Source organism: Cohnella sp. GCM10027633 (assembly GCF_042675445.1).
Taxonomy (GTDB): Bacteria; Bacillota; Bacilli; order Paenibacillales; family Paenibacillaceae; genus Cohnella.
On record NZ_JBHTGV010000002.1, the window covers coordinates 1 to 21,720 of the forward strand.

16 protein-coding genes are annotated in these 21,720 nt (G+C 56.2%); 12 read left to right on the forward strand and 4 right to left on the reverse strand.

The window, feature by feature from the left end:
- Nucleotides 1–165: 165 nt before the first annotated feature.
- From ACFQZG_RS04915 to glmM, 9 genes are all read left to right on the forward strand, one after another.
- Nucleotides 166–633 carry a phage holin family protein gene (locus tag ACFQZG_RS04915; RefSeq protein WP_378150446.1) on the forward strand — a complete coding sequence of 156 codons (468 nt, stop codon included), beginning with the start codon at nt 166–168 and terminating at the stop codon, nt 631–633.
- Between the two features lie 158 nt (nt 634–791).
- Nucleotides 792–1,535, forward strand: coding sequence for a DUF1906 domain-containing protein (locus ACFQZG_RS04920; RefSeq protein WP_378150447.1), 744 nt, complete (start codon nt 792–794; stop codon nt 1,533–1,535).
- Nucleotides 1,536–1,675: 140 nt separating this feature from the next.
- On the forward strand, nt 1,676–4,468 hold the full coding sequence (gene ppc, locus ACFQZG_RS04925) for a phosphoenolpyruvate carboxylase (RefSeq protein WP_378150448.1): 2,793 nt from the start codon (nt 1,676–1,678) through the stop codon (nt 4,466–4,468).
- A gap of 72 nt (nt 4,469–4,540) precedes the next feature.
- Complete coding sequence (locus tag ACFQZG_RS04930) at nt 4,541–5,503, forward strand: EamA family transporter (protein ID WP_378150449.1); 963 nt, start codon at nt 4,541–4,543, stop codon at nt 5,501–5,503.
- Between the two features lie 2 nt (nt 5,504–5,505).
- On the forward strand, nt 5,506–6,072 hold the full coding sequence (gene sigW / locus ACFQZG_RS04935) for an RNA polymerase sigma factor SigW (RefSeq protein ID WP_378150450.1): 567 nt from the start codon (nt 5,506–5,508) through the stop codon (nt 6,070–6,072).
- A 106-nt stretch (nt 6,073–6,178) separates the two neighbouring features.
- Complete coding sequence (locus ACFQZG_RS04940; protein ID WP_378150451.1) at nt 6,179–6,787, forward strand: zf-HC2 domain-containing protein; 609 nt, start codon at nt 6,179–6,181, stop codon at nt 6,785–6,787.
- Between the two features lie 186 nt (nt 6,788–6,973).
- The gene (gene cdaA, locus ACFQZG_RS04945) at nt 6,974–7,807 is read left to right on the forward strand and encodes a diadenylate cyclase CdaA (RefSeq protein ID WP_378150452.1); all 834 of its coding nucleotides are present in this window, start codon (nt 6,974–6,976) and stop codon (nt 7,805–7,807) included.
- Nucleotides 7,800–9,143, forward strand: coding sequence for a CdaR family protein (locus ACFQZG_RS04950; protein ID WP_378150453.1), 1,344 nt, complete (start codon nt 7,800–7,802; stop codon nt 9,141–9,143). The genes cdaA and ACFQZG_RS04950 overlap by 8 nt, the downstream gene beginning before the upstream one ends.
- A 60-nt stretch (nt 9,144–9,203) precedes the next feature.
- Nucleotides 9,204–10,544 (forward strand): phosphoglucosamine mutase, encoded by a 1,341-nt coding sequence (glmM, locus tag ACFQZG_RS04955; protein WP_378150454.1) that lies wholly within the window; start codon nt 9,204–9,206, stop codon nt 10,542–10,544.
- Between the two features lie 105 nt (nt 10,545–10,649).
- Here glmM and ACFQZG_RS04960 read toward each other — a convergent pair whose 3' ends face one another.
- From ACFQZG_RS04960 to ACFQZG_RS04975, 4 genes are read right to left on the reverse strand one after another with little or no spacing between them, the layout of a single operon-like run.
- Complete coding sequence (locus ACFQZG_RS04960) at nt 10,650–11,840, reverse strand: Ger(x)C family spore germination protein (RefSeq protein ID WP_378150455.1); 1,191 nt, start codon at nt 11,838–11,840, stop codon at nt 10,650–10,652.
- Nucleotides 11,837–13,354 (reverse strand): spore germination protein, encoded by a 1,518-nt coding sequence (locus ACFQZG_RS04965; RefSeq protein ID WP_378150456.1) that lies wholly within the window; start codon nt 13,352–13,354, stop codon nt 11,837–11,839. Before ACFQZG_RS04965 ends, ACFQZG_RS04960 begins: the two co-directional genes overlap by 4 nt.
- A gap of 20 nt (nt 13,355–13,374) precedes the next feature.
- A complete protein-coding gene (locus tag ACFQZG_RS04970; RefSeq protein ID WP_378150457.1) occupies nt 13,375–14,496 on the reverse strand; it encodes a GerAB/ArcD/ProY family transporter in 1,122 nt (373 codons plus the stop codon).
- On the reverse strand, nt 14,493–14,729 hold the full coding sequence (locus ACFQZG_RS04975; protein ID WP_378150458.1) for a hypothetical protein: 237 nt from the start codon (nt 14,727–14,729) through the stop codon (nt 14,493–14,495). The genes ACFQZG_RS04970 and ACFQZG_RS04975 overlap by 4 nt, the downstream gene beginning before the upstream one ends.
- Before the next feature lie 676 nt (nt 14,730–15,405).
- Here ACFQZG_RS04975 and glmS point away from each other — a divergent pair.
- From glmS to ACFQZG_RS04990, 3 genes are all read left to right on the forward strand, one after another.
- Nucleotides 15,406–17,238, forward strand: a complete 1,833-nt coding sequence (glmS, locus tag ACFQZG_RS04980; RefSeq protein WP_378150459.1) for a glutamine--fructose-6-phosphate transaminase (isomerizing) — start codon at nt 15,406–15,408, stop codon at nt 17,236–17,238.
- Nucleotides 17,239–17,443: 205 nt separating this feature from the next.
- Complete coding sequence (locus ACFQZG_RS04985; protein WP_378150460.1) at nt 17,444–19,975, forward strand: winged helix-turn-helix domain-containing protein; 2,532 nt, start codon at nt 17,444–17,446, stop codon at nt 19,973–19,975.
- Nucleotides 19,976–20,268: 293 nt separating this feature from the next.
- Nucleotides 20,269–21,720: InlB B-repeat-containing protein (locus tag ACFQZG_RS04990; protein WP_378151566.1), on the forward strand; the 1,452-nt coding region annotated here is incomplete at its 3' end.

The window sequence follows — 21,720 nt, forward strand, 5'->3', positions numbered from 1 at the left end:
ACTTTCGATCTCTTGAATGATGGCTAATTTCTCTAAAGCTTTAAGTTTATTTTTGGACATGAAAATGCTCCCCTCACGACAAACAGGTTTTATTATTTCACCTGTCTACCGTGTGGGGAGCATATCACAATGGGTGGTCTTCTTTCATTAAGGAGGTGAAAACCCATGACCAAAGACCAAGCCCTCGCCGGCACCATCGGAGGCATACTCCTCCCTCTCTTCGAGTTCTTCTACGGAGAAGGCAAAGCCGTCCTCGGAGCGGTGCTCGCGCTAGCCTTCTTCATCGGCCTCGACTGGCTGTCGGGGACGAGCGCAGCGCGCAAAGACCGCACATATGCATCGCATTACGGGATCGATGGAGTGTTCCGATCGTTCTTCATGCTGCTGCTGCCGGCGGGAGGGCATCTGTTGGACGAGGTGCTGATGAGCCCGGGCATCGTGTTCGGAGTGCTCGTCGCGGGGCTGCTGTACCATACGATCAAGTCCATGACGGCGAACGCGGTCCGGGCGGGATGGGCGAATTGGTTGCCGATCAGCGTCATCGATCTCGTCACGGAGTGGGTACAATCGGAGATCGAGTCGAAGCTGAGCCGATCGCTGCAGCGACGGGATGATCGGAGCATAGGGAGATAGCCCTATGACCGACTCATGACCAAAACAGTGACCGGACGATGACCAACCGAAGCGGCTCGCATGTTATCATCTGACCTAGAAATGCATAAATATTCCTATTGCCAGCAACGCGAGTGACCAAGCATGAATATCTTAACGTTAGAGGGGAGGGGAATAACGTGACGACGAAAGGCATTGATTGCGCGCAGCCGATCCCAGCGAACACCGCCAAGGCGATCGCGGCGCAAGGCTACGAGTTCGCGGCGAGGTACCTCGTGCCGTCCAACTATGCGTGGAAGCGATTGACGCGCAAGGAAGCGGAAGGCATCACCCAAGCGGGCATGCAGATCATCAGCGTATACGAGACGACGGCGAGCCGGCCGGCGGGCGGAGCGTCGTATGGGCGCGAAGACGGGAAGCTGGCGCTTCAAGAGGCGATCGCGATCGGGCAGCCGGAGGGCTCGGCGATCTACTTCGCGGTCGACTACGACGCGCAGCCGAGTGATTATGACGCGATCGAGGCGTACTTGCGCGCAGCGGCCGCGGAGATCGGGGCGTATGGGACAGGCGTCTACGGCTCGTACGCGGTTGTCGAGGAGATGCGGAAGCGGGGCGCGGCGAAGCACCTGTGGCAGACCTATGCGTGGAGCCACGGCAAGAAGTCCGCCTCTGCGAACGTGTGGCAATATCAGAACGGCGTCACCGTCGCCGGCCATCCCGTGGATTTGAACGAATCCTACGGAGACGAGGGATGGTGGAATACGAACGAGGAGGAAGACAAGGCGATGAGCGCTGAAGACGCGGATAAAATCATTCGGTTCCTGAGCGCGGGCTGGTTCGCGACGGAGGATCCCGAGGCGCGGGCGGAGTTCAACCGGCTCGCCAACGAAGTACGCAAGGCGGCAGGGCTGCCGACGGAATAATGCGCGATACCAAGGGACAGATCCGGGCACGATCGGATGCTGTCCCTTTTTTCATGAAAAAGAAGATTTCTTCCGATCATTGTAGTATGATAAGGAGAAGTGTTTAAAGGCGTTGAAAGCTTGATCTTGGGGTGAAACAGATGACGGAATTAGCCGCTGGCGGTCGTTCTCCGTCCAACCATCTGCTGCGTAGGGATGTGCGCTTTCTAGGTAACATCTTGGGTGAAGTGCTCGTGCATCAGGGTGGACGCGAACTGCTGGAACATGTTGAGAAAATTCGCGAGATGAGCAAGTCGCTTCGCGCGGAAGCTTCGCCGGAGCTGTACGAAGAATTCATGAATACGATCAAGACGCTCGAGCCGGGCATTCGGCACAGCGTCATTCGCGCGTTCGCCATTTACTTCCAATTGGTGAACATCGCGGAGCAGAACCATCGGATTCGCAGAAAAAGGGACTACGAGCGTTCGGCGGGAGAATCGGTTCAACCGGGTTCGATCGAGAGCATCGTGCAGGAAATGAAGAGCAAGAGCTTGCCGGTCGAGGAAGTACAAGCGATGCTTCGCGATATCTCTCTGGAGCTCGTCATGACGGCTCATCCGACGGAAGCGACGCGTCGCGCGGTGCTCGATATTCATAAACGGATCGCCGACGAAGTGATGGAGCTGGACAATCCGACGCTGACGCACCGCGAGCGCGAGAAGCTTCGCGACAAGCTGCTCAACGAAGTGCTGACGCTCTGGCAGACGGACGAGCTCAGGGACCGCAAGCCGACCGTGCTCGACGAAGTGCGCAACGGCATGTACTTCTTCCACGAGACGCTGTTCGACGTTCTTCCGGAAGTCTACGAAGAGCTCGAGCGTTGCCTGACGAAGTTCTATCCGGAACAAGCTTGGCACGTGCCGACGTACCTTCGGTTCGGCTCTTGGATCGGCGGCGACCGCGACGGCAACCCATCGGTCAAGGCGGACATCACGTGGAGAACGCTGCACATGCAGCGCAACCTCGTCATCCATAAGTACGAGAACATCATCAAGGCGCTTATGCGCCAGATGAGCTTCAGCACGACGATCGTGAACGTAAGCCCGGAGCTGCTCGACTCGATCAAGCAGGACGCCTCGCGGCTCGAGCTGCGCACGGTGGAACCGTGGACGAACGATCAAGAGCCGTACCGAGTCAAGCTGACGTACATGCTGCAGAAGCTGCAGAACATGCGCGACGACGACTTCAAGGGCACGAACAAGCGCTACCATTCGGTAGACGAGATGCTCGCGGACTTGGCGCTCATCGATCGCAGCCTGCGTCACCATTACGCGGATTACGTCGCGGACACGCAGTTGAAGAAGTTCATTCGCCAAGTGGAGCTGTTCGGCTTCCATCTGGCCGCGCTGGACGTGCGCCAGCATAGCAAGGAACATGAGAACGCGATGGTCGAGATCCTCGCCAAAGCGGGCATCACGAACGACTATTCGGCGCTTAACGAGAAGGACAAGATCGAGCTGCTCCATCGTATTCTCGGAGATATGCGTCCGCTCTTGCACGAGACGGCGGAATTGAGCGAGATGACGAAGGAAGTGCTTGACGTTTATCGCACGATCCAACGCGCCCAGGCCGAGTTCGGCCGCGGCTGCGTCTCGAGCTATCTGATCAGCATGACGCAAGGCGCCAGCGATCTGCTCGAGGTTATGGTGTTCGCGAAGGAAGCCGGGTTGTTCAGACGGAACAAGGACGGCAGCGTCACGAGCACGCTCCAAGCGGTGCCATTGTTCGAGACGATCGACGACCTGCACGAAGCGCCGGCGATCATGAAGACGCTGTTCGAGCTTCCGATCTACCGCGAATGCTTGGCGAACATGGGCAACCTGCACGAGATCATGCTCGGCTACTCCGACAGCAACAAGGACGGCGGCATGGTGACGGCGAACTGGGAGCTTCGCGTCGCTCTTAACGACTTGACCCGCACGGCGAAGGAACACGACGTTCGCCTGAAGTTCTTCCACGGTCGCGGAGGCGCGCTCGGACGGGGCGGCATGCCGCTGAACCGAAGCATTCTCGCCCAACCGCCGCACACGATCGGCGGAGGCATCAAGATTACCGAGCAAGGCGAAGTGCTGTCCTCCCGCTACTCGATGAAGGGCATCGCTTACCGCAGCTTGGAGCAGGCGACGAGCGCGCTGATCCTCGGCGCTTACCTTGCGCGCTATCCGCAGCAGGAGAAGTCGTCCGAAGCCGAGTGGGAAGAGATCATGCGCGGAATCTCCGAGGACGCGCAGACGAAGTACCAGGATCTGATCTTCCGCGATCCGGACTTCATGACGTTCTTCAAGGAATCGACGCCGCTGCCGGAAGTCGGCGAGCTGAACATCGGTTCCCGCCCTTCCAAGCGGAAGGGAAGCGACCGCTTCGAGGACTTGCGCGCGATTCCGTGGGTATTCGCTTGGACGCAGAGCCGTTACTTGCTGCCGGCATGGTACGCCGCGGGAACGTCGTTCCAGAAGTTCGTCGGCACGGACGCATCGCGCCTCGAGGTGCTTCGCGTCATGTACCGCGAATATCCGTTCTTCCGCTCGCTCGTCGATAATCTGCAGATGGCGCTCGCCAAGGCCGATCTTACGATCGCAAGGCAATACGCGGCGATGATTAACGACGACACGATCCGGACTCGGATATTCACCTTGATCGAGGAAGAATACGCGCGGACGCAGGACATGATTCTGAAGATCACCGGTCAAGAGGACATCCTCGACAATACGCCGGTTATCCAAGAATCGATTCGCCTGCGTAACCCGTACGTCGATCCGCTCAGCTACATGCAGGTGCAACTGCTGGCCGAGCTGCGCAGCTTGCGCTCGCAGAACGGCGACGACGCGGAGCTGCTCCGCGAAGTGCTGCTGACGATCAACGGCATCGCCGCCGGCCTTCGCAATACCGGTTGATCATTCACGTATAAGCAGGCTCGGGTGCAAACCTGAGCCTCTTTTTACATACGAAAGCGGGTATACGCGTACATGGGACCGAAGAAGAACCACCTCTGGGCCGTCGTGCTGGTGCTGATCGGCGCGAGCTGTTACGGGATCGGCTCCTCCGTCTATAAGCTGGCGCTGGACGACGGGTGGGAAGCGGCGCACTTAACGTTCATGCAAGTGCTGTCGGGGACGGCGCTGCTCTGGTTGGCGATGGCGTCGCGGGGGTTATTGCGGCGCATGCGGGGCGGCAGAGGAGCTACGGGGGCGGCGAACGGGATCCGAGCGAGACGCGAATGGCTGAAGCTGACGCTGATCGGCATCGTGGGGTTGGCGCTGACGACGCTCTTCTATAATGAAGCGCTTGTCCGAATCGACGCTTCGCTGGCAATCGTCTTGCTTTTTCAATTCACGTGGATTACCATCTTGCTAGAAAGCATTCGCAAACGCGCGCGGCCGAAGCGGTCGGAGTGGCTAGCCATGCTCTGCATCGCGGCCGGCACGGTGCTCGCGGTCGGGTTGCTCGAGCAGGACTTCAGCCGGGTCGACGGCATGGGCGTGCTGTACGGATTGCTGTCCGCCGTTACCTACAGCCTGTTCTTCTTCCTGACGGACTTCCTTCCGGCGGAGCTTGACTCTATCGCCAAGTCGTCCGTCATGTCTACCGCATCCCTGGCGTTCGTCGCTCTCTTGCACGTTCCAACGGCGTTCGATTGGAGCGGCAGCGGCCAGATCTTCTGGTGGGGATTGCTGCTCGGATTATTGAATACGGCTATACCGTTCTTTTTCTTCAACGTTGGCATTCCGAAGCTGGGAGGCGGCCTAGCCGCGCTGCTCGGCTCGATGGAACTGCCCGCGGCGGTCATCGCCGCGTACTTCCTCCTGAGCGAGCCGCTGTCCGCATGGCAGTCGGGGGGAATCTTGCTCATATTGTTCGGCATATGGGCGGCGCAGAAGCGCGCGAACGATTCGTCGTTCGCAATAGCCGGCGAAGAAGGCGAGGATTGACTTTGAAGCCATTGGAGACGCGACTGGCGCGATTGGCCCGCAAGGGAGATCAGCGCGCGTTCGCGGAGATCGTGGAATTATATAAAGACAAGCTCTTCCACCTGGCCAACCGGATGACGGGCAATCGGCAGGAGGCGGAGGACGTCGTTCAAGAGACGTTCCTGCGGGTGTACAAGAACTTGGACCGTTACGACGAGAACCAGAAGTTCTCGACGTGGATCTACCGGATCGCGACGAACCTGTGCATCGACCGGCTGCGCAAGCGGCGGGCCGTGTACTCGCTCGACGCGGAGTCGAGCGATCATGACGGGCTGGACGGCTATTCGATGATGCCGAGCGACGAACGGACGCCGGAGAGCGAGCTGCTCTTGTCCGAGACGCAGCGGATCATTCAAGAGGCGATCTCCACGCTGCCGGTGAAGTACAAGTCGATCATGATCCTACGTTATATGCAGGATCTATCCCTCCAGGAAATATCCGACGTCCTCGACATGCCCGTCACGACGGTGAAGACGAGGGTGCACCGGGGCCGGGAGTTTCTCCGGAAGAAGCTGGAGCACAAGCTGTAAGCGATTCGATCGAATGAGTTGAAACCTTACGGGGATGTTCAACGTACTGTATAGAAGCTACGCTCGCGGGCGCTAACACTTACCGCAGAAGAAAGGGATGGCAGATATGAAGTGCAACGTTGCCGTCGCATCGATACACGAATACTTGGATGGAGACCTGTCGCGGGACGACGCCAAGCTCCTTCAGCAGCATCTGAAGGGCTGCGAAGCTTGCAGCGGCAGATTGGACGCGCTCGAGAAGACGAACGCGTTCGTCCAGTCGCTGCCGGTCGAGAAGGCGCCATCCGATTTAACCGATCGCATTATGAAGTCGTTGCCGAAGTCGCGCCGTCCCGCGTCGTGGACCTCGTGGGTTCGCCGTCATCCGGCCGTGTCGGCCGCGGCGATCTTCATGGTCGTCATGCTCTCGAGCTTCGTCGCCATGTGGAATCAAGACCGGGAGCTGTCGGTGTCCGGCGATCTCGATCACGTCATCATCGAAGGAAACAAGGTCATCGTTCCCGCAGGCGAGCACGTGAAGGGCGACTTGACCGTCGTGAACGGCATCGCGCAAGTCGACGGGGAGCTCGAAGGCGACCTGACGGTAATCGACGGCAGCTACACGCTGGCATCGACCGCGCACATCGCCGGAGAGATCAAGGAGATCGACCGGGCGGTCGATTGGATCTGGTATAAAGTCAGCTCATGGTTCGGTACGCTGGCATACGGTACGTAAGGTAAGGTATGATGTACGTATGAGATCCGGATCGCGCTACAGCCTCTTCGGATAACGGAGAGGTTTTTTTATGTAAACGACAGGATTTCTTGGTAAACGCAGAGAAAGATTAAAGGATAAGATACGCTCAATTCCGACATTAATCGTCACAACCATTCCAGCGCGCCGGGACGGGGGGCAAGCGTCTTGGACAACTATTTCGCCGGGTTGACCTTCAAGAACTCGATCAAAGATATTATCGACATCCTCATCGTCAGTTACATCATCTATCGATTGATCATCATGGTGAGGGGTACGCGGGCGGTCCAACTGTTGAGAGGCATCATGCTCCTCATCATCGTGTGGGCGGTCAGTACGTGGCTGGATCTCTATACGCTGAAGTGGCTGATGAATCAGATGTTCACTTTCGGCGTCGTTACCGTGCTCATTATTTTCCAACCGGAGCTGCGGCGGGCGTTGGAGCAGCTCGGACGAGGCAAGCTGTTTACGCGGACGTCGCCGGAGGAGCAGGATGTCAGCCATCAGATAAACGAAGTTATTAAGTCGGTTAATTATTTAGCCCCTCGAAAGATCGGGGCATTAATCGTCTTCGAGCGCAACACGGGGCTTAACGATTATCTCGAATCGGGCATCAAGATGAACTCGAAGCTCAGCTCCGAGTTGCTCAGCAACGTGTTCGTGCCGAATACGCCGCTGCACGACGGGGCGGTCATCATACGGGGCAATCAGATCATGGCGGCCGGATGCTACTTGCCGCTGTCGGAGAATCCGTTCATTAGCAAAGAACTCGGCACGCGCCATCGCGCGGCGATCGGCATAACCGAGGTGTGCGATGCGATCTCGGTCATCGTCTCCGAAGAGACGGGACAAGTATCCCTCGCGATCAACGGTCAGATCGTGCGCGACATCAAGGAAGAATCGCTGATCTCGAAGCTGTTCGAAGAGCTGCGGCCGCAGTTCAAGACGAAGAACGCGGAATGGGCGTTCTGGAAGCGGAAGGAAGGTGGCAGCCGTGGATAAATGGCTCAACCACCCGACGGCCGCGAAGCTGGTCGCGCTGGCGCTCGGCATTCTGATGTGGGCGGGCGTCCACTATAATCCCGATAACCCGCCGAACACGGTCGCTTCGACGCTGAAGACGAAGACGTATACGTTGAACGTACAGCCTTTCGGAATGGACGAGCGCAACTTCGTGTTGGCGGCGATCGAGCCGAAGAGCGTGAAGATCAAGGTGAGCGGGTCGAGCACGGCGTTGCTCGCCAAGCCGGAAGACTTCAAGCTGCAGCTCGATCTGAGAACGCTGGGCGAAGGCACGCATAATGTAGATATAGACGCGAACCTGCCGAGGGGACTCGAATTGCTGGAGACGACCCCGTCAAAGGTGCAGGTCACGCTGATCGCCCTCGAGACGAAGGAATTCGAAGTCGAGGTCGAGATGGAGGGATCTCCCGCGAAGGGCTACAAGGCGGGTACTCCGATCATTAAACCGAGCAATAAAGTGCACGTCACGCTGCCGGACAATACGATGTCGGAGGTCGTCAGCGTCAGGGCGAAGATCTCCGTCGAAGGCGAGCAGGAGACGATCAAGAGCAAGGGCGTGAAGCTGGCCGCGTACGACGAAGCCGGCAGACTCATCGAAGGCGCGAAGCTCGACCCCGCGGTCGTCGAAGTCGAGATCCCGATTACGAATCCGTTCAAGACGATTCCGGTGCAGTTCCGGCTAACCGGGCATATGCCGGCGGGTCTAAGCATCTCGTCGTTCAAGCCCGTCACGGAAGAGGTTACGGTGTACGGTCCGCAGGAAGAACTGGATAAGCTTGAATTCCTCGATGCGGAAGTGAAGCTCGACGACTTGAAGAATTCCGGCAAGATCATGGTTCCGTTGAGGGCGTCCGCCCCGATTACCGAGGTGTCGCCGGGAGAGATCGAGATCGCCGTCGAAGTCGTGTTGTCGGAGACGAGGATGCTGGAAGGTCTGCCGATCGTCTGGAAGGGACTCGGAGAGAACCTCACCGTTACGATCGTCGATCCTTCGACGGGCAAAGCGGACATCGTCGTGCAGGGCGCGCCGTCCATCCTCGGCAACTTGAAGCCGGGAGACGTGGACGTGTACGCGGACCTCAGCGGACGCGGTCCGGGTACGCACACGCTGCCGCTTAACGTGAACCTGGAGAGGTTCATGGAGCAAGCGGGAGGTACGAATAGCATTACGGTAGAGATTACGAGCGACGTACCGGCTACCGTTCCCGGAGAGGGCGAAGACGGTGCGACGGAAGGCGAAGCGGATACGCCTGCGGATGCGGGGGTTGAAGCCGGAGACGGCGGAGACGCTCAGACGGATGCGACGAATCCGTAAGCATGCGGCACGCCAATAGCAGCGAAGAACGACAGGATGAAGGAGCATATCGGAACGCATATGGGAAAATATTTCGGAACGGACGGGGTACGCGGCGTCGCGAATCAAGGTTTGACGCCCGAGCTCGCTTATAAGATCGGCCGCTGCGGCGGCGTAGTATTGGCAGGACGCGCGGAGCGGCCGAAGGTCATTATCGGCTGCGATACGAGGATATCCGGCGCGATGCTGGAGAGCGCGCTCGTCGCGGGACTGTTATCGATCGGGGCGGACGTCGTCCGTCTCGGCGTCGTCAGTACGCCGGCTGTCGCTTACTTGACTCGCGTGCTCGGCGCTGAAGCGGGCGTCATGATCTCGGCGTCGCATAATCCGGTAGAGGATAACGGCATTAAGTTCTTCGGCGGCGACGGCTTCAAGCTGCTCGACGAGACGGAGGCGGAGATCGAGCGCCTGATGGATGCCGAGGAAGACACGCTGCCTCGTCCGGTGGGCGGAGCAATCGGCACGCTTACGACGGATCTGACGGCGAAGCAACGGTATCTGGATTACCTCAAGACGACGGTAAGCCAATCGTTCGCCGGCGTGAAGCTCGTGCTCGACTGCGCGCACGGGGCGGCTTACGAGCTGGCTCCCGAAGTGTTCCGCGCGCTGGGCGCGGACGTCGTCACGATCGGCGCGGAGCCGAACGGCCTGAACATTAACGCGGGCGTAGGCTCGACGCATCCGGAGCTGCTCGCGGCGAAGGTGAAGGAAGTCGGCGCGGATCTCGGCCTGGCGTTCGACGGCGACGCGGACCGGTTGATCGCGATCGACGAGAACGGCGAAGAAGTCGACGGCGATTATATTCTGTGCATCTGCGGCGATGCGATGCGCCGGGCGGGGCGATTAGCGAAGGATACGGTCGTCACGACGGTCATGGCGAACCTCGGGTTCTTCAAGGCGGCAGGCCAGCTCGGGCTGCAGACGGCGAAGACGGCGGTCGGCGACCGCTACGTCATGGAAGAGATGGTGAACGGCGGCTACAACCTGGGCGGCGAGCAGTCGGGGCACGTCATCTTCCTCGATTACAGCACGACCGGGGACGGCATTCTGACCGGCTTGCAGCTCGTGGACACGATCGCGGCGTCCGGCAAGAAGCTTGGCGAGCTGAAGCGGATGATGAGCAAGTTTCCGCAGGTGCTCGTGAACGTAAGAGTCGCGGACAAGTCGCGTTATCCGGGCAACGTCGCGATTCTGGAAGCGGTTCGAGCGGCGGAAGCAGAGCTCGGCGACAACGGCCGCGTGCTCGTCCGTCCGTCGGGAACGGAAGCGCTCATCCGCGTCATGGCGGAAGGCGCGGACAAGGAAGAGATCGAGCGCCTCGTGGCGTCGATCGTGGATGTCGTCAAGGCGGAGCTCGTGTAAGGATCGGCGCATGCCCCTATAAGGTAGTTGAGACGCGAAGGCGCCTGCAGATCGTTGCAGGCGCCTTCGTTCCGTATATTAACGGGAGCGGCGGACTTGACGGAACTACTTCACCGTAGGCTGCCCGATCTCGATGCCCGTGTTCTGGAGCTTGAATTCGACGTTCACGTCGAAGTCGGCGTTAGCGAATCGGTCGGGCCAATCCGCCTTCCAATCGCGCCACAATCGATAATGACTCCTGTACAAGGAAAGGCCGATACCGATCACATCGGCTCGCTCTTGCTGCAGGCGGAGCAGCGCGGTCTGCAGCTGCTTCTTCAGATACGCTTCGGTTCTGGCTACGAACTCGGCGGTTTCGGCCGGCGTAACGACCGATTTGCAATTCAGTTCGCTGACCGATCCATTCAGCTGGACATTGGCGACGATACGGAACGTACCGCCTTGAATGACGGGCTTCACGCGCGACGTTAAGGATATGACTTCGATGGAATCGCCAATGGCGCTGCCGCCATTGGCATCGCAAGGCAAGTTAAGCACGCCTCCTTTGTATTCGTCCATCAGCATGATGACATAGGGGGTAAGCGGAGGCGGTACGTACCCCGATACTTTGCCGTCCTGGAAGTTGACGAGCGCCAACCCGCTACCCGCGGCGATTGTCCTAATGTCTTTCTGCAGGGCGTAATAGGGAATGACCGCGGCCGGCCACTCGTCTTCGGCTCGGATATCCAATTCGGTCAGCGTGACGACGAGCGACTTGCCGGCGTAGCGTGCCGATTTCCTCCCGACTTCCCGCAGTTGATTCCCGACGGTGGATTCGATCATGGGTTGGACATTAAGAAAATCTCGGGCCGTACCCTTCGTAATGATGACCGGAATGTCTCCCCGCGGTTCATGATCCCGGACGAAGAAATCGAGGATTTGTCCCAAATCCCTGGTTCGGGCTAGGCGCTCGCCTATTAGTAAAGCGGATAGATGGCTGAGCTGCAGCTTGCGTCCCAACTCGTTGCTGGCATCCCTGACGGCACCGAAGACCGTCTGATTCTCGGTCATGATGTTGATGTAGAACTTCGAGCCCTTGCTCGCCTCTCCCGGAGCCGCTGACCCGCTGCCGGGCTTATACACCTGGGAGGTCAACTGGATCGTGCCGGAGCGCGACAGGTCGATCGCCGCGGTCATCACGAACCCTCTCTCCGTTAGTTCCAGCTTGCTCCAACAGCCTGCGAGGCTGATGGCTACCGTGAAGAGCAGCATCATGACGGCAAGCTTCCTTACTCCGGTTAACCATCCGGCGGTCATGTGCGTTCTCCGGCGCGCTTACCGGCCAAGCGTCTGTTCCTTGGCGAGCGCAACATCGATTTGAGCGAGATCCGGACGAAGATGTCGCGAAGATCCCGGAGCCTCAACGGCGCTAGCGAGGACAAGTAGGGTTGTCCCAGCGTATGAAGGCTAGTCAGATGCAGGAGAAGCAGCAGGGAGACGATCATGATGCCGAATCCGCCGATCAGGCCGGAGGCGAGCATGAGCGGGAAGCGTACGATTCGAATGGCCGCTGCCATCTCGTAATGCGGAATGGTGAAGGAGGCGATCCCGGTGAACGCGACGACGATAACCATGATAGGCGAAGCGATCTTGGCCATGATGGCGGCTTGTCCGATGACCAGCGCGCCAACGATACTGACCGCCGGACCGACCTGCCGGGGGAGGCGTATCCCGGCTTCCCGCAGCAGTTCAAAGGCGATCTCCATAATTAAGGCTTCTATGAACGCCGGGAAGGGGATGCCCTCTCGCGTATCCAGAATCGCCAGCAGCAACACCGTGGGTATCAGTTCGGGATGAAAGGTGGAGAGCGCGATATAGATGCTCGGGAGCATTAGCGCGATTATCATCGCGAACAGCCGGAGCAGTCGAATAAGCGTCGCGATCGTCGTCCTCGTGTAATAATCCTCGCTCGTGCTCAGAAAGTCGACGAGAAGTCCCGGAGCGATCATGATCATCGGAGAATTATCCACCAGAACCAGTATTTTGCCGTCCAGGAGCGCGGCGGCCGCGCTATCCGTTCTCTGGGTGTAGCGGTATTGGGGAAAAGGAGATAGCGTCGAATCCTCGATCCATTCCTCGATGTACGACGTGTCTTGGACCTCGTATTGTTCGATCCCCTTCAACCGCGACCGGAAATGATCCAGCGTATCGCGGTCGACGATATGCTCCAAATAGAGATAGGCGATGCGCGTTCTCATCTCTCCGCCCGCCATCAGGAATTTGATCTTGAGTTCCGGGGACTTCATCCGTTGCCTGAGCAGGGCCAGGTTGCTCTCCATATGCTCGATCGTGCCTTCGCGAGGCCCCTTAACGCTAGGCTCTTCGATCGGCTCCGTCACCTGGCGTCTAGGTACGGTGGCGGCCGAATAGGCGATTGCGCGGTCCCAGCCGTCGATCATGACGACGACGTCCCCTTCCAGTACTCTGTCCTGCAATTCCCGTTGCTCGCCGAGCAACAGGAACGGCTGAGACGATACGCCGCCATTCTCGTAATAATCGGCGATCAGACTCGGGTTCAGATCGTTCGCGGGACCAAGTCGATGGGGGACCATGTCCTGCAGCGCCATTCTCACGAAATGATTGGCACTGTCTTCTACGAAAGAACGGCAATACACGCTAGCGCCCCTTGCGCTATGATCGGGACCGAACCGCCACTCCTCGATTACGATGTCTTCGCAATCCTTGAATACGACGGTTACCCATTGCAGATTGACCGGCAAGGAATCGGAAATGCCGAGCGCCGCATCCGAGTTCGTCCGTTGATTCGCCATGGATCGCGCATCCTCCCTTCTTACGTGCCGCTAAACCGGCTTTTCAGCCACGTTAACCCGGCGAGCAGTCCGATCAGCAGTCCCCCCGTGCCGATAACGGCGAACGGCCAGATCACGAATACTTGCTCGTTGAATTCGCTCGGATTCCTGAACATCGTCAGCGACAGCAGCAAGCAGACAAGCGCAGTGGGATAGACGAGGAGCCGGTCGTCGTTCAGGCGACAGAGCTGCTGCAGCATTTGATTGAAGATGAACAGCAGAATGGTCGTTTTCATATAGGAGCCTAGAATCAGCGCGATACCGATTACGGACTCGATTCGCTGGAATGCCCCTCCGATATGCACCTCTCCCGCGAGACGATACAGAGAGTACTTGAGATGTCCGGCGGCCGGGCCGAATACGAGGACGGTACATAGCGTCGATAAGAGCAGCAGCAGGCCGGCAAAGGCGAGTCCGAGCTGCATGCGTCCGGCGATTCGATTGTCGCGTCCGGGCTCCTTCGGGATGGCGAGCGGAAGAACCAAGGAGAAGAAGAAGACTTCCCCGAACGGGAACCCGCCGGCAATGAATGCTCCGTGCAGCATGCCCTTCATGCCTTGCGGGAGCATAGGCAACAAGTAGACGGGCTCGTATAGCGGAACGGCGAGCACCATGACACCGACGGAGAACAACACCATTACGAAGAGCAGCAGCATGAACATGCGGGCCATGACGACGATGCCGGATCTGGCGCTAAGGGCGGCGGTCGCGAATATCAATGAGTTGAAAACGTAGGTCGGCGTTTCTTTCATCATCACGGTCGTGAAGAAATCGCCGATACCCGCCACGATCGCGGGAATGGCGAACAGGAACATGACGCTTAGAAGAATGCCCGCCGGAACGGTTATGAATCGGCCAAGCAGTTGGTTGCTATATTCGATTAAACCTTTGCCGGGATGCTTGCGATGAAGATATAGGATGCCGGCCAGAATGAGCGCTCCGAAGCCATAGGCGGGAAAGAGCGACATCCAGGCGTCTTGCTTAGCGGCATCCGCCAACGGATTCGGGATGTAGACGATCGCCGAGCCTGTCATGTAAGCGATCAATAGGCGGGCCATCTGAGCGGGGGTCAATGTGGCGGTGTTGCCCAATACGGAATTCACCCTTTCAGCCAGCTGACGACGCTCTTGGCCATCGGTCCGTAAATCCCTTGCATCAGATCCGTCAGATTATACATGGCGCGGCCGCTAATAAATATAATGGCAAGATAGACGGAGACGAGAACGAATACGGAATAGCTTATCGCGGCTTTGACGCTCATCGTCGCCTTTCGCTTCCAATCGCCGACGACAAGCGCGGCGAAGAAGAGGAGGGCGACAATAGCCTTCTCGATCATGGCGGTCCATCCTTTTGGCGTTCCCGACGTTCGGTAGGGCCGTTGATTCATGTATAACATTCGATGGAAAGCGCCGGATTATGCATGCAAACGTTCCAGTTCTTGGGATCCGCAACCGGCAGAAGAAGAGATTGCCGCGGGCAGCCGTTCGGGACAAACCCGCCAAAAAGCTTGCGCAATGGTTGCAAGGCGCTGACAAAACGAATAAGATAAGGTAAGCATTCTAGAATGGAGAGGCAGGGTAGCGGCTAAGGGCAACAACAAGCGCCAGAACTTGTCGAAAATCATGGAAGCGTAACGCGAGGCAGCGGGATCGAATCGGAAACTTGATGCTCGCGAGAACCGGAGTTGCGCATAATAACCATGACTTAGTCAAGTTGACGAGGTGGAGGCGTTCGGACCGTTCGGCGGGGACCTCCCGGCTAAGCATCGTAGCCGACAATCGGATGACAAATCGCTTAGGGCAACCAGGCGGACAATAATCCGATACGATGCATCGAAGATGTCATTCATGGGAAGAGATGTCCGGCGGACCGGAACCGGCCGCGAGCGGGCATGTCGTGCGATAGGGATAGGGGCGCCGCGGGCACCCCTTAATTGAATACGGCTTGTGCGACTTGTACGGCTAGGTTTCGGACGTCCGCTGGACGATACCGAAACGGAGGCTAATTTAAATATGTGCGGAATCGTTGGATATATCGGGTATAGAGAGTCTCAGCCGATCTTGTTGGAAGGGCTGAGCAAGCTGGAGTATCGCGGGTACGACTCTGCCGGCATCGCGGTATTCACGGAGCAAGGCTTGGAAGTGACGAAGACTGTCGGCCGGTTGGCCAACTTGGAGTCTCGCCTGAGCGGCGACCCGCTGCGCGGTACGGTCGGCATCGGCCATACGCGTTGGGCGACGCACGGCAAACCGTCGGACGTGAACTCGCATCCGCATACGGACAATTCGTCGAAGTTCTCCGTCGTGCACAACGGCATTATCGAGAATTATCTGGACCTGAAGGAAGAGCTGATGCTCGCGGGTCATCGCTTCTTGTCCGAGACGGACACGGAAGTCATCTCCCACTTGATCGCGGTCGAGTACGAAGGGGATATCGTCAAGGCGGTTCAACGCGCGGTGAAGAAGATGCGCGGAGCGTTCGCGCTGGGCGTATTGACGGAGCATGAGCCGGATCGCCTGGTGGCGGTACGCTACGCGAGCCCGCTCATCATCGGCGTAGGCGAAGGCGAGAAGTATATCGCTTCGGACATTCCGGCGATTCTCGAGCATACGCGCGACATCTACATCTTGAACGATGGCGAGATGGCCGTGCTGACGCGCGACGGCGTCGAGCTGATGACGATCGAAGGCAACTTCATCTCCAAGGAGATTTTCCACGTCGACTGGGATCTGATGACCGCCGAGAAGGGCGGCTACGATCACTTCATGCTGAAGGAGATCAACGAGCAGCCGCGCGCTTACCGCGATACGATGCTCGGACGCATTAGCGAGGACGGCAAGTCGGTCGTGCTTCCGGAGTTGAAAATCACGGCAGAGCAGCTACGCGGCATTAACCGCGTACACATCGTGGCTTGCGGTACGGCGATGCACGCGGGGCTCGTAGGCAAGAACGTCATCGAATCGCTCGTGCGGGTGCCGGTGGAAACCGATGTTGCATCCGAGTATCGCTACCGTTCGCCGATCATTACGCCTGATACTTTGGTGATCGTCGTCAGCCAATCCGGCGAGACGGCCGACACGCTGGCGGCATTGCGCGAAGCGCAGCGCTGCGGCGCTCGCGTGCTCGCGATCACGAACGTCGTCGGCAGTTCGGTCGCCCGCGAGGCGGATGACGTGATCATCACGCTCGCCGGTCCGGAGATCGCCGTCGCGTCGACGAAGGCTTACACGTCGCAACTCATCGCGTTCTATCTGTTCGGCCTCTACTGGGCGCAGACGAACGGTTCGCAGGACGAAGCGACGATCGCGAACATCCTCGCCGCGATGCAGGCGCTGCCGGAGCAAGCGGAGCACGTGCTTGCGCAAGCGGAGACGATCAAGGGAGTCGCGGAGTCGATCTCCCATCACCACAGCCTGTTCTTCATCGGCCGCGGCGTCGACTACGCCGTCGCGATGGAAGGCTCGCTGAAGCTGAAGGAAATTTCGTATATCCACTCCGAGGCGTACGCCGCGGGCGAGCTGAAGCATGGGACTCTGGCGCTCATCGAAGAGGGCACGCCGGTCATCGCGCTCATCTCGCAGGAGGCGCTGTACGAGAAGACGCTTAGCAACATTAAGGAAGTGAAGGCTCGCGGCGCCGACGTGCTCGGCATCGTCAACGCCGGCCACGAGGCCGAGGTGACGAAGTCCGTCGATCGTCTGTTCGCGATCCCTCGCACGCTGCCGATTCTGACGCCGGCATTGTCGGTCATTCCGCTGCAATTGCTCAGCTACTACGCTTCTCTTGCGCTGGGGCATGACGTGGATAAGCCAAGGAACTTGGCGAAGTCGGTTACGGTGGAGTAATATAAAGCGTTCACTCAATAATATTGGGTGAACGTTTTTTTACTGATTATGTGCATATTCATATGACGTTAAACGAGACTGGTCAGACAAGGAACGATGGTGTACCATAGTGTACACGCCTTACAGCCACAAGGGATTCCAGCTAATTTCGCATTGCGAAATTCGAGTTATTCATTTAGAGCTTTTTTTGTGGGAGGAATCAACAGTGATTGTAAGTACAAAATTTCAGATCCCCCATATACGAAATACGATGGTATCCCGTCCGAAGCTGATGCGCAAGCTTAACGAGGGGATGAAAACCAAGCTGACGCTTGTTTCCGCGCAGGCCGGTTATGGAAAGACGACGGCTTTATGTGAATGGGTGAAACAATGCGGCGCGCTTGCCGCGTGGGTCTCTTTAGATCAGCATGATAATGATTGGACTTCATTTTGGAGTTGCGTAACGGCCTCCATTCAGGAGAGAGTCCCTACCTTTGGCCAAACGATCGGGGTTCTCCTTGAAAAAGGGCGATCGGTATCTTCGGAGCCTATGATCAAGGAACTCTTGAATGAACTGAATCATATAACCCGCGAACTGGTAATCATACTCGACGATTATCATTTCATTGAACTCCCCGATATTCACCGATCATTGAGCTACTTACTGGAACATTTACCTCCGCATATTCATCTTTATATCGCTAGCCGTACCGATTTGCCGATTCCTACTGCCAGACTTCTGGCGATGGGGGAAATGCATGTTATCCAAATGCATGATTTGCGCTTTGAACTGGATGAGGGGTTTGTATTTTTTCGAGAGACGACGGATTTATCGCTAACGAAAGGGCAAGTAACCGAGCTGTTCCATCAAACCGAGGGTTGGGTCAGCGGATTGCAGCTGGCGGCAATCTCATTGAAACGCAGTACGAATATATCGCAATCCATTCAGAAATTTTCGGGTCAACAGCATCATATATCCGATTATCTGCTGGAAGAAGTGTTCCTGCATCAATCGGAAACGATACGGTCCTTTTTATTGGAAACGTCCATTTTAAGTAGAATGAACCATTCATTATGCCAAGCAGTAACGGGCCAAGTGAACAGTCAAGAGCAATTGGAGAGACTGGAGCAGCTGAATTTATTCCTTATACCCTTAGACGAGGAGCGGAATTGGTATCGTTATCACCATTTGCTTTCCGATTTCCTGCGACGGCTAGGGTCCAGAACGGATTCGGACAAATGGATTCAATCGCACATCCGCGCGGCGAATTGGTTGGAAAAACACGGGTTCGATGAAGAGGCGGTGGAGCATTACTTAGAAGGCCAACAGTATATGGATGTTATTCGGTTGATCGAGAAAAATCCCCCTGCCTTGATGCAGTCGAAGAGTGCCGCGTTGATGAGATGGATAACGGTTTTACCTGAAAGCTCCTTTGCGGAGAAGCCAATGATCGAAATATTCTATATAGCCGTAATGTTGCTAGGAGGCAAGAGGGAAGCCGCTATGCAGAGAATGGCGCAAACCAAAATCCGGTTCGAAGCACTGCAAGGGAAATTACCCGAGGTAGACTGGAACATGGTTATGGGTAATATCTATTTCTATAGCGGTATGGCCTCTTATCTCCAAAACGACTTTGCGCGAGCATCGGATTATTTGGCCCTTACGGAACGATATATGCCGGAAGGAAGCTACTTTCAGGTGATGGGGGTAAACCGTTATGAAGGGTATAGCAGGAATTATGATCAATTAACTTTAATCAAAGATCTATACGGCGCGGAAGACTTCCTCTTGAAATGGATTAAAGTATGGGAGCATAAAAATAGTTATCCTTTTATCGGCTATTTTTACTTGGCATATATCCATTTGCTGTATGAGTGGAATCGCTTGGATGAGGCGGAATTTTACGTCGGTCAGTCATTGGAGCGCATGTACCATCAGCCTCTTGCGCGAATTACGATCCAATTGGGCATCGCTGCATCGCGGATCGAGCAAGCCAAAGGAAATCCAAAGCGAGCGTCCGAACGATTGGCGCAATTGAAGTCGATAATCGATACACCCGATTATGATTTATTCGTCGTGAAAATCGAAACGGAACAAGCTTATCTATCTTTGCGGCAAGGCTCGCTCCAAGATGCGCTTGATTGGTTGCACAGGTGCGGTCTTGCGCACACGGACGAGGTTTCGTTGAATCTTATGGCAGAGCATCTAATTGCGGCTAGAGTGCTTGCGGCGTGTGAACGAATAGAAGAAGCGCTGTACCTGTTGGAAAGATTATATCTCTTGGCGTGCAAGGGAGACTGTCTCCGCGATCGCGCAAAAGTATTAATCGTGCAAAGCGTGACGCTATGGCATTCGGGTCAAACGGAGACTGCGCTCGTTAAATTGGGCACTGCTTTGGAATTGGCCAAGCCGGATGGATATATTCGCAGTTTTATCGACGAAGGTTATGTTATGGCGGAGATGCTTACCGCATATTCAAAGGTTCAACAAGATAGCGATTCTTCTTCGAGTTTCTATGTTAAGCAACTGTTGCGTGCTATGAATGATACATCAGAGGTTGATCAATCGCCGAAAGAAATACTTACAGGTCAGGAATATAAAATTTTGCTGCTAATCATGGATCGATTGATGAACAAGGAAATTGCCGAGCGTCTGAATATCACGGTAGATACCGTGAAATTTCATATTAAAAATATCTACAAAAAGCTTGAAGTAAACAATCGTAAACAAGCCATGCAACGTGCAATGCAATTATAGAGACTTGGTTAAAATGCTTATCCTGTTCCTAAAAACCTACCCCAGGCGGGTAGGTTTTTTTTGTTTTACTTTATTTTATAGTAGAGACGAATATCGAATCTAGACCGAGGTGAGTGAAACCATTTATGAACAAACGTTGGATTTCTTTAATACTGTCATTCCTTATTCTATTGGGGCTGATCCCTACTTTTGCTAGCGCTGCTTCTACTGATCATTGGGTTAATCGGAAACCCGATAACCTAGCTATTAGCAGTTCTCAGGACGTCTGCTATAGTGACGTTAACGGTAAGTTTATGGCGGTGACTGATGAGGGATTCATCTTAACCTCGACTGACGGAACGAGTTGGACGGCACACGCCCCGGTAAATACAGCCAGACTTTCTAGTATCAGTTGCGATAATGGCAAGTATGTGGCTGTGAGAAGAGATGGAGATACAACGTCCTCTAGTGACGGAGTGACCTGGAAAACGGGTTATACCCTCAATAATGATGCACAACTCTGGGGCGTTAGCTACGGCCAAGGTCTGTATGTGGCAGTGGGGAGCAAAATTAATGTTACTAGAATAGGAGCCATATACACCTCTACGACGAGTGGGACGCCGGACTTATGGACGGAGCGCAATCCAAGCACCACGTCAATACTTACGGGCGTCACCTACGGCAACGGAAGGTTTGTGGCGGTGGGGAAATCTGGAACGATACTGACCTCCAATAACGGAGAGAGTTGGACGAGCAGAATTTCGGGCACAGATACTGATCTTGCAGGCGTCAAATACCTGAATGGTAAGTTTGTATCCTGGGCAAGAGACGGAAAAACGATATTGACCTCCGTTGACGGAGTGAGCTGGAGTAAGATCACCACGTCGGGCATCATCTGCGCGGCATGCGAGTTGTCAAATGCTGGTGTCCTTCATAGTGTCTCCTACGGCGATGATACGTATGTCGGGGTGGGTCCAAGTAATTCTATATATACCTCCAGTGACTTAGTGAGTTGGACGAAAAGCTATGGGGGTACGGGCGGGTCTTTTAATGGCGTCACCTACGGCAACGGCACGTTTATCGTGGTAGGTAATGGAGCAGCCTTATTTCAAAACATTGATCCCCCAACGTACACGATTACTTATAACGGCAATGGCAGTACGGGAGGAACCGTGCCAACGGATAGCAATCCGTATGCGCAAAATGCACCGGTAACCGTATTAGGAAACACGGGAAGCTTGGTGAAGATGGGCAACACGTTCGCAGGTTGGAACACGGCGGCCAACGGAACCGGAACACCATATGCGGCAAATGCAACGTTCGGCATGGGAGCGGCGAACGTGACGCTGTACGCGCAGTGGACGGTCAACCCGACATACACCGTAACGTACAACGGCAATGGCAGTACGGGAGGAATCGTGCCAACGGATAGCAATCCGTACGAGCAACATGCAACGGTAACCGTATTAGGAAACACGGGAAGCTTGGGGAAGACGGGCCACACGTTCGCAGGTTGGAACACGGCGGCCGACGGAACAGGGACGCCCTATGCGGCAAATGCAACGTTCGGTATGGGAGCGGCGAACGTGACGCTGTACGCGCAGTGGACGGTTAACCCGACATACACCGTTGCGTATAACGGCAATGGCAGCACGGGAGGAACCGTGCCAACGGATAGCCATCCGTATGAGCAACATTCAACCGTAACCGTATTAGGAAACACGGGAAGCTTGGTGAAGACGGGCAACACGTTCGCAGGTTGGAAC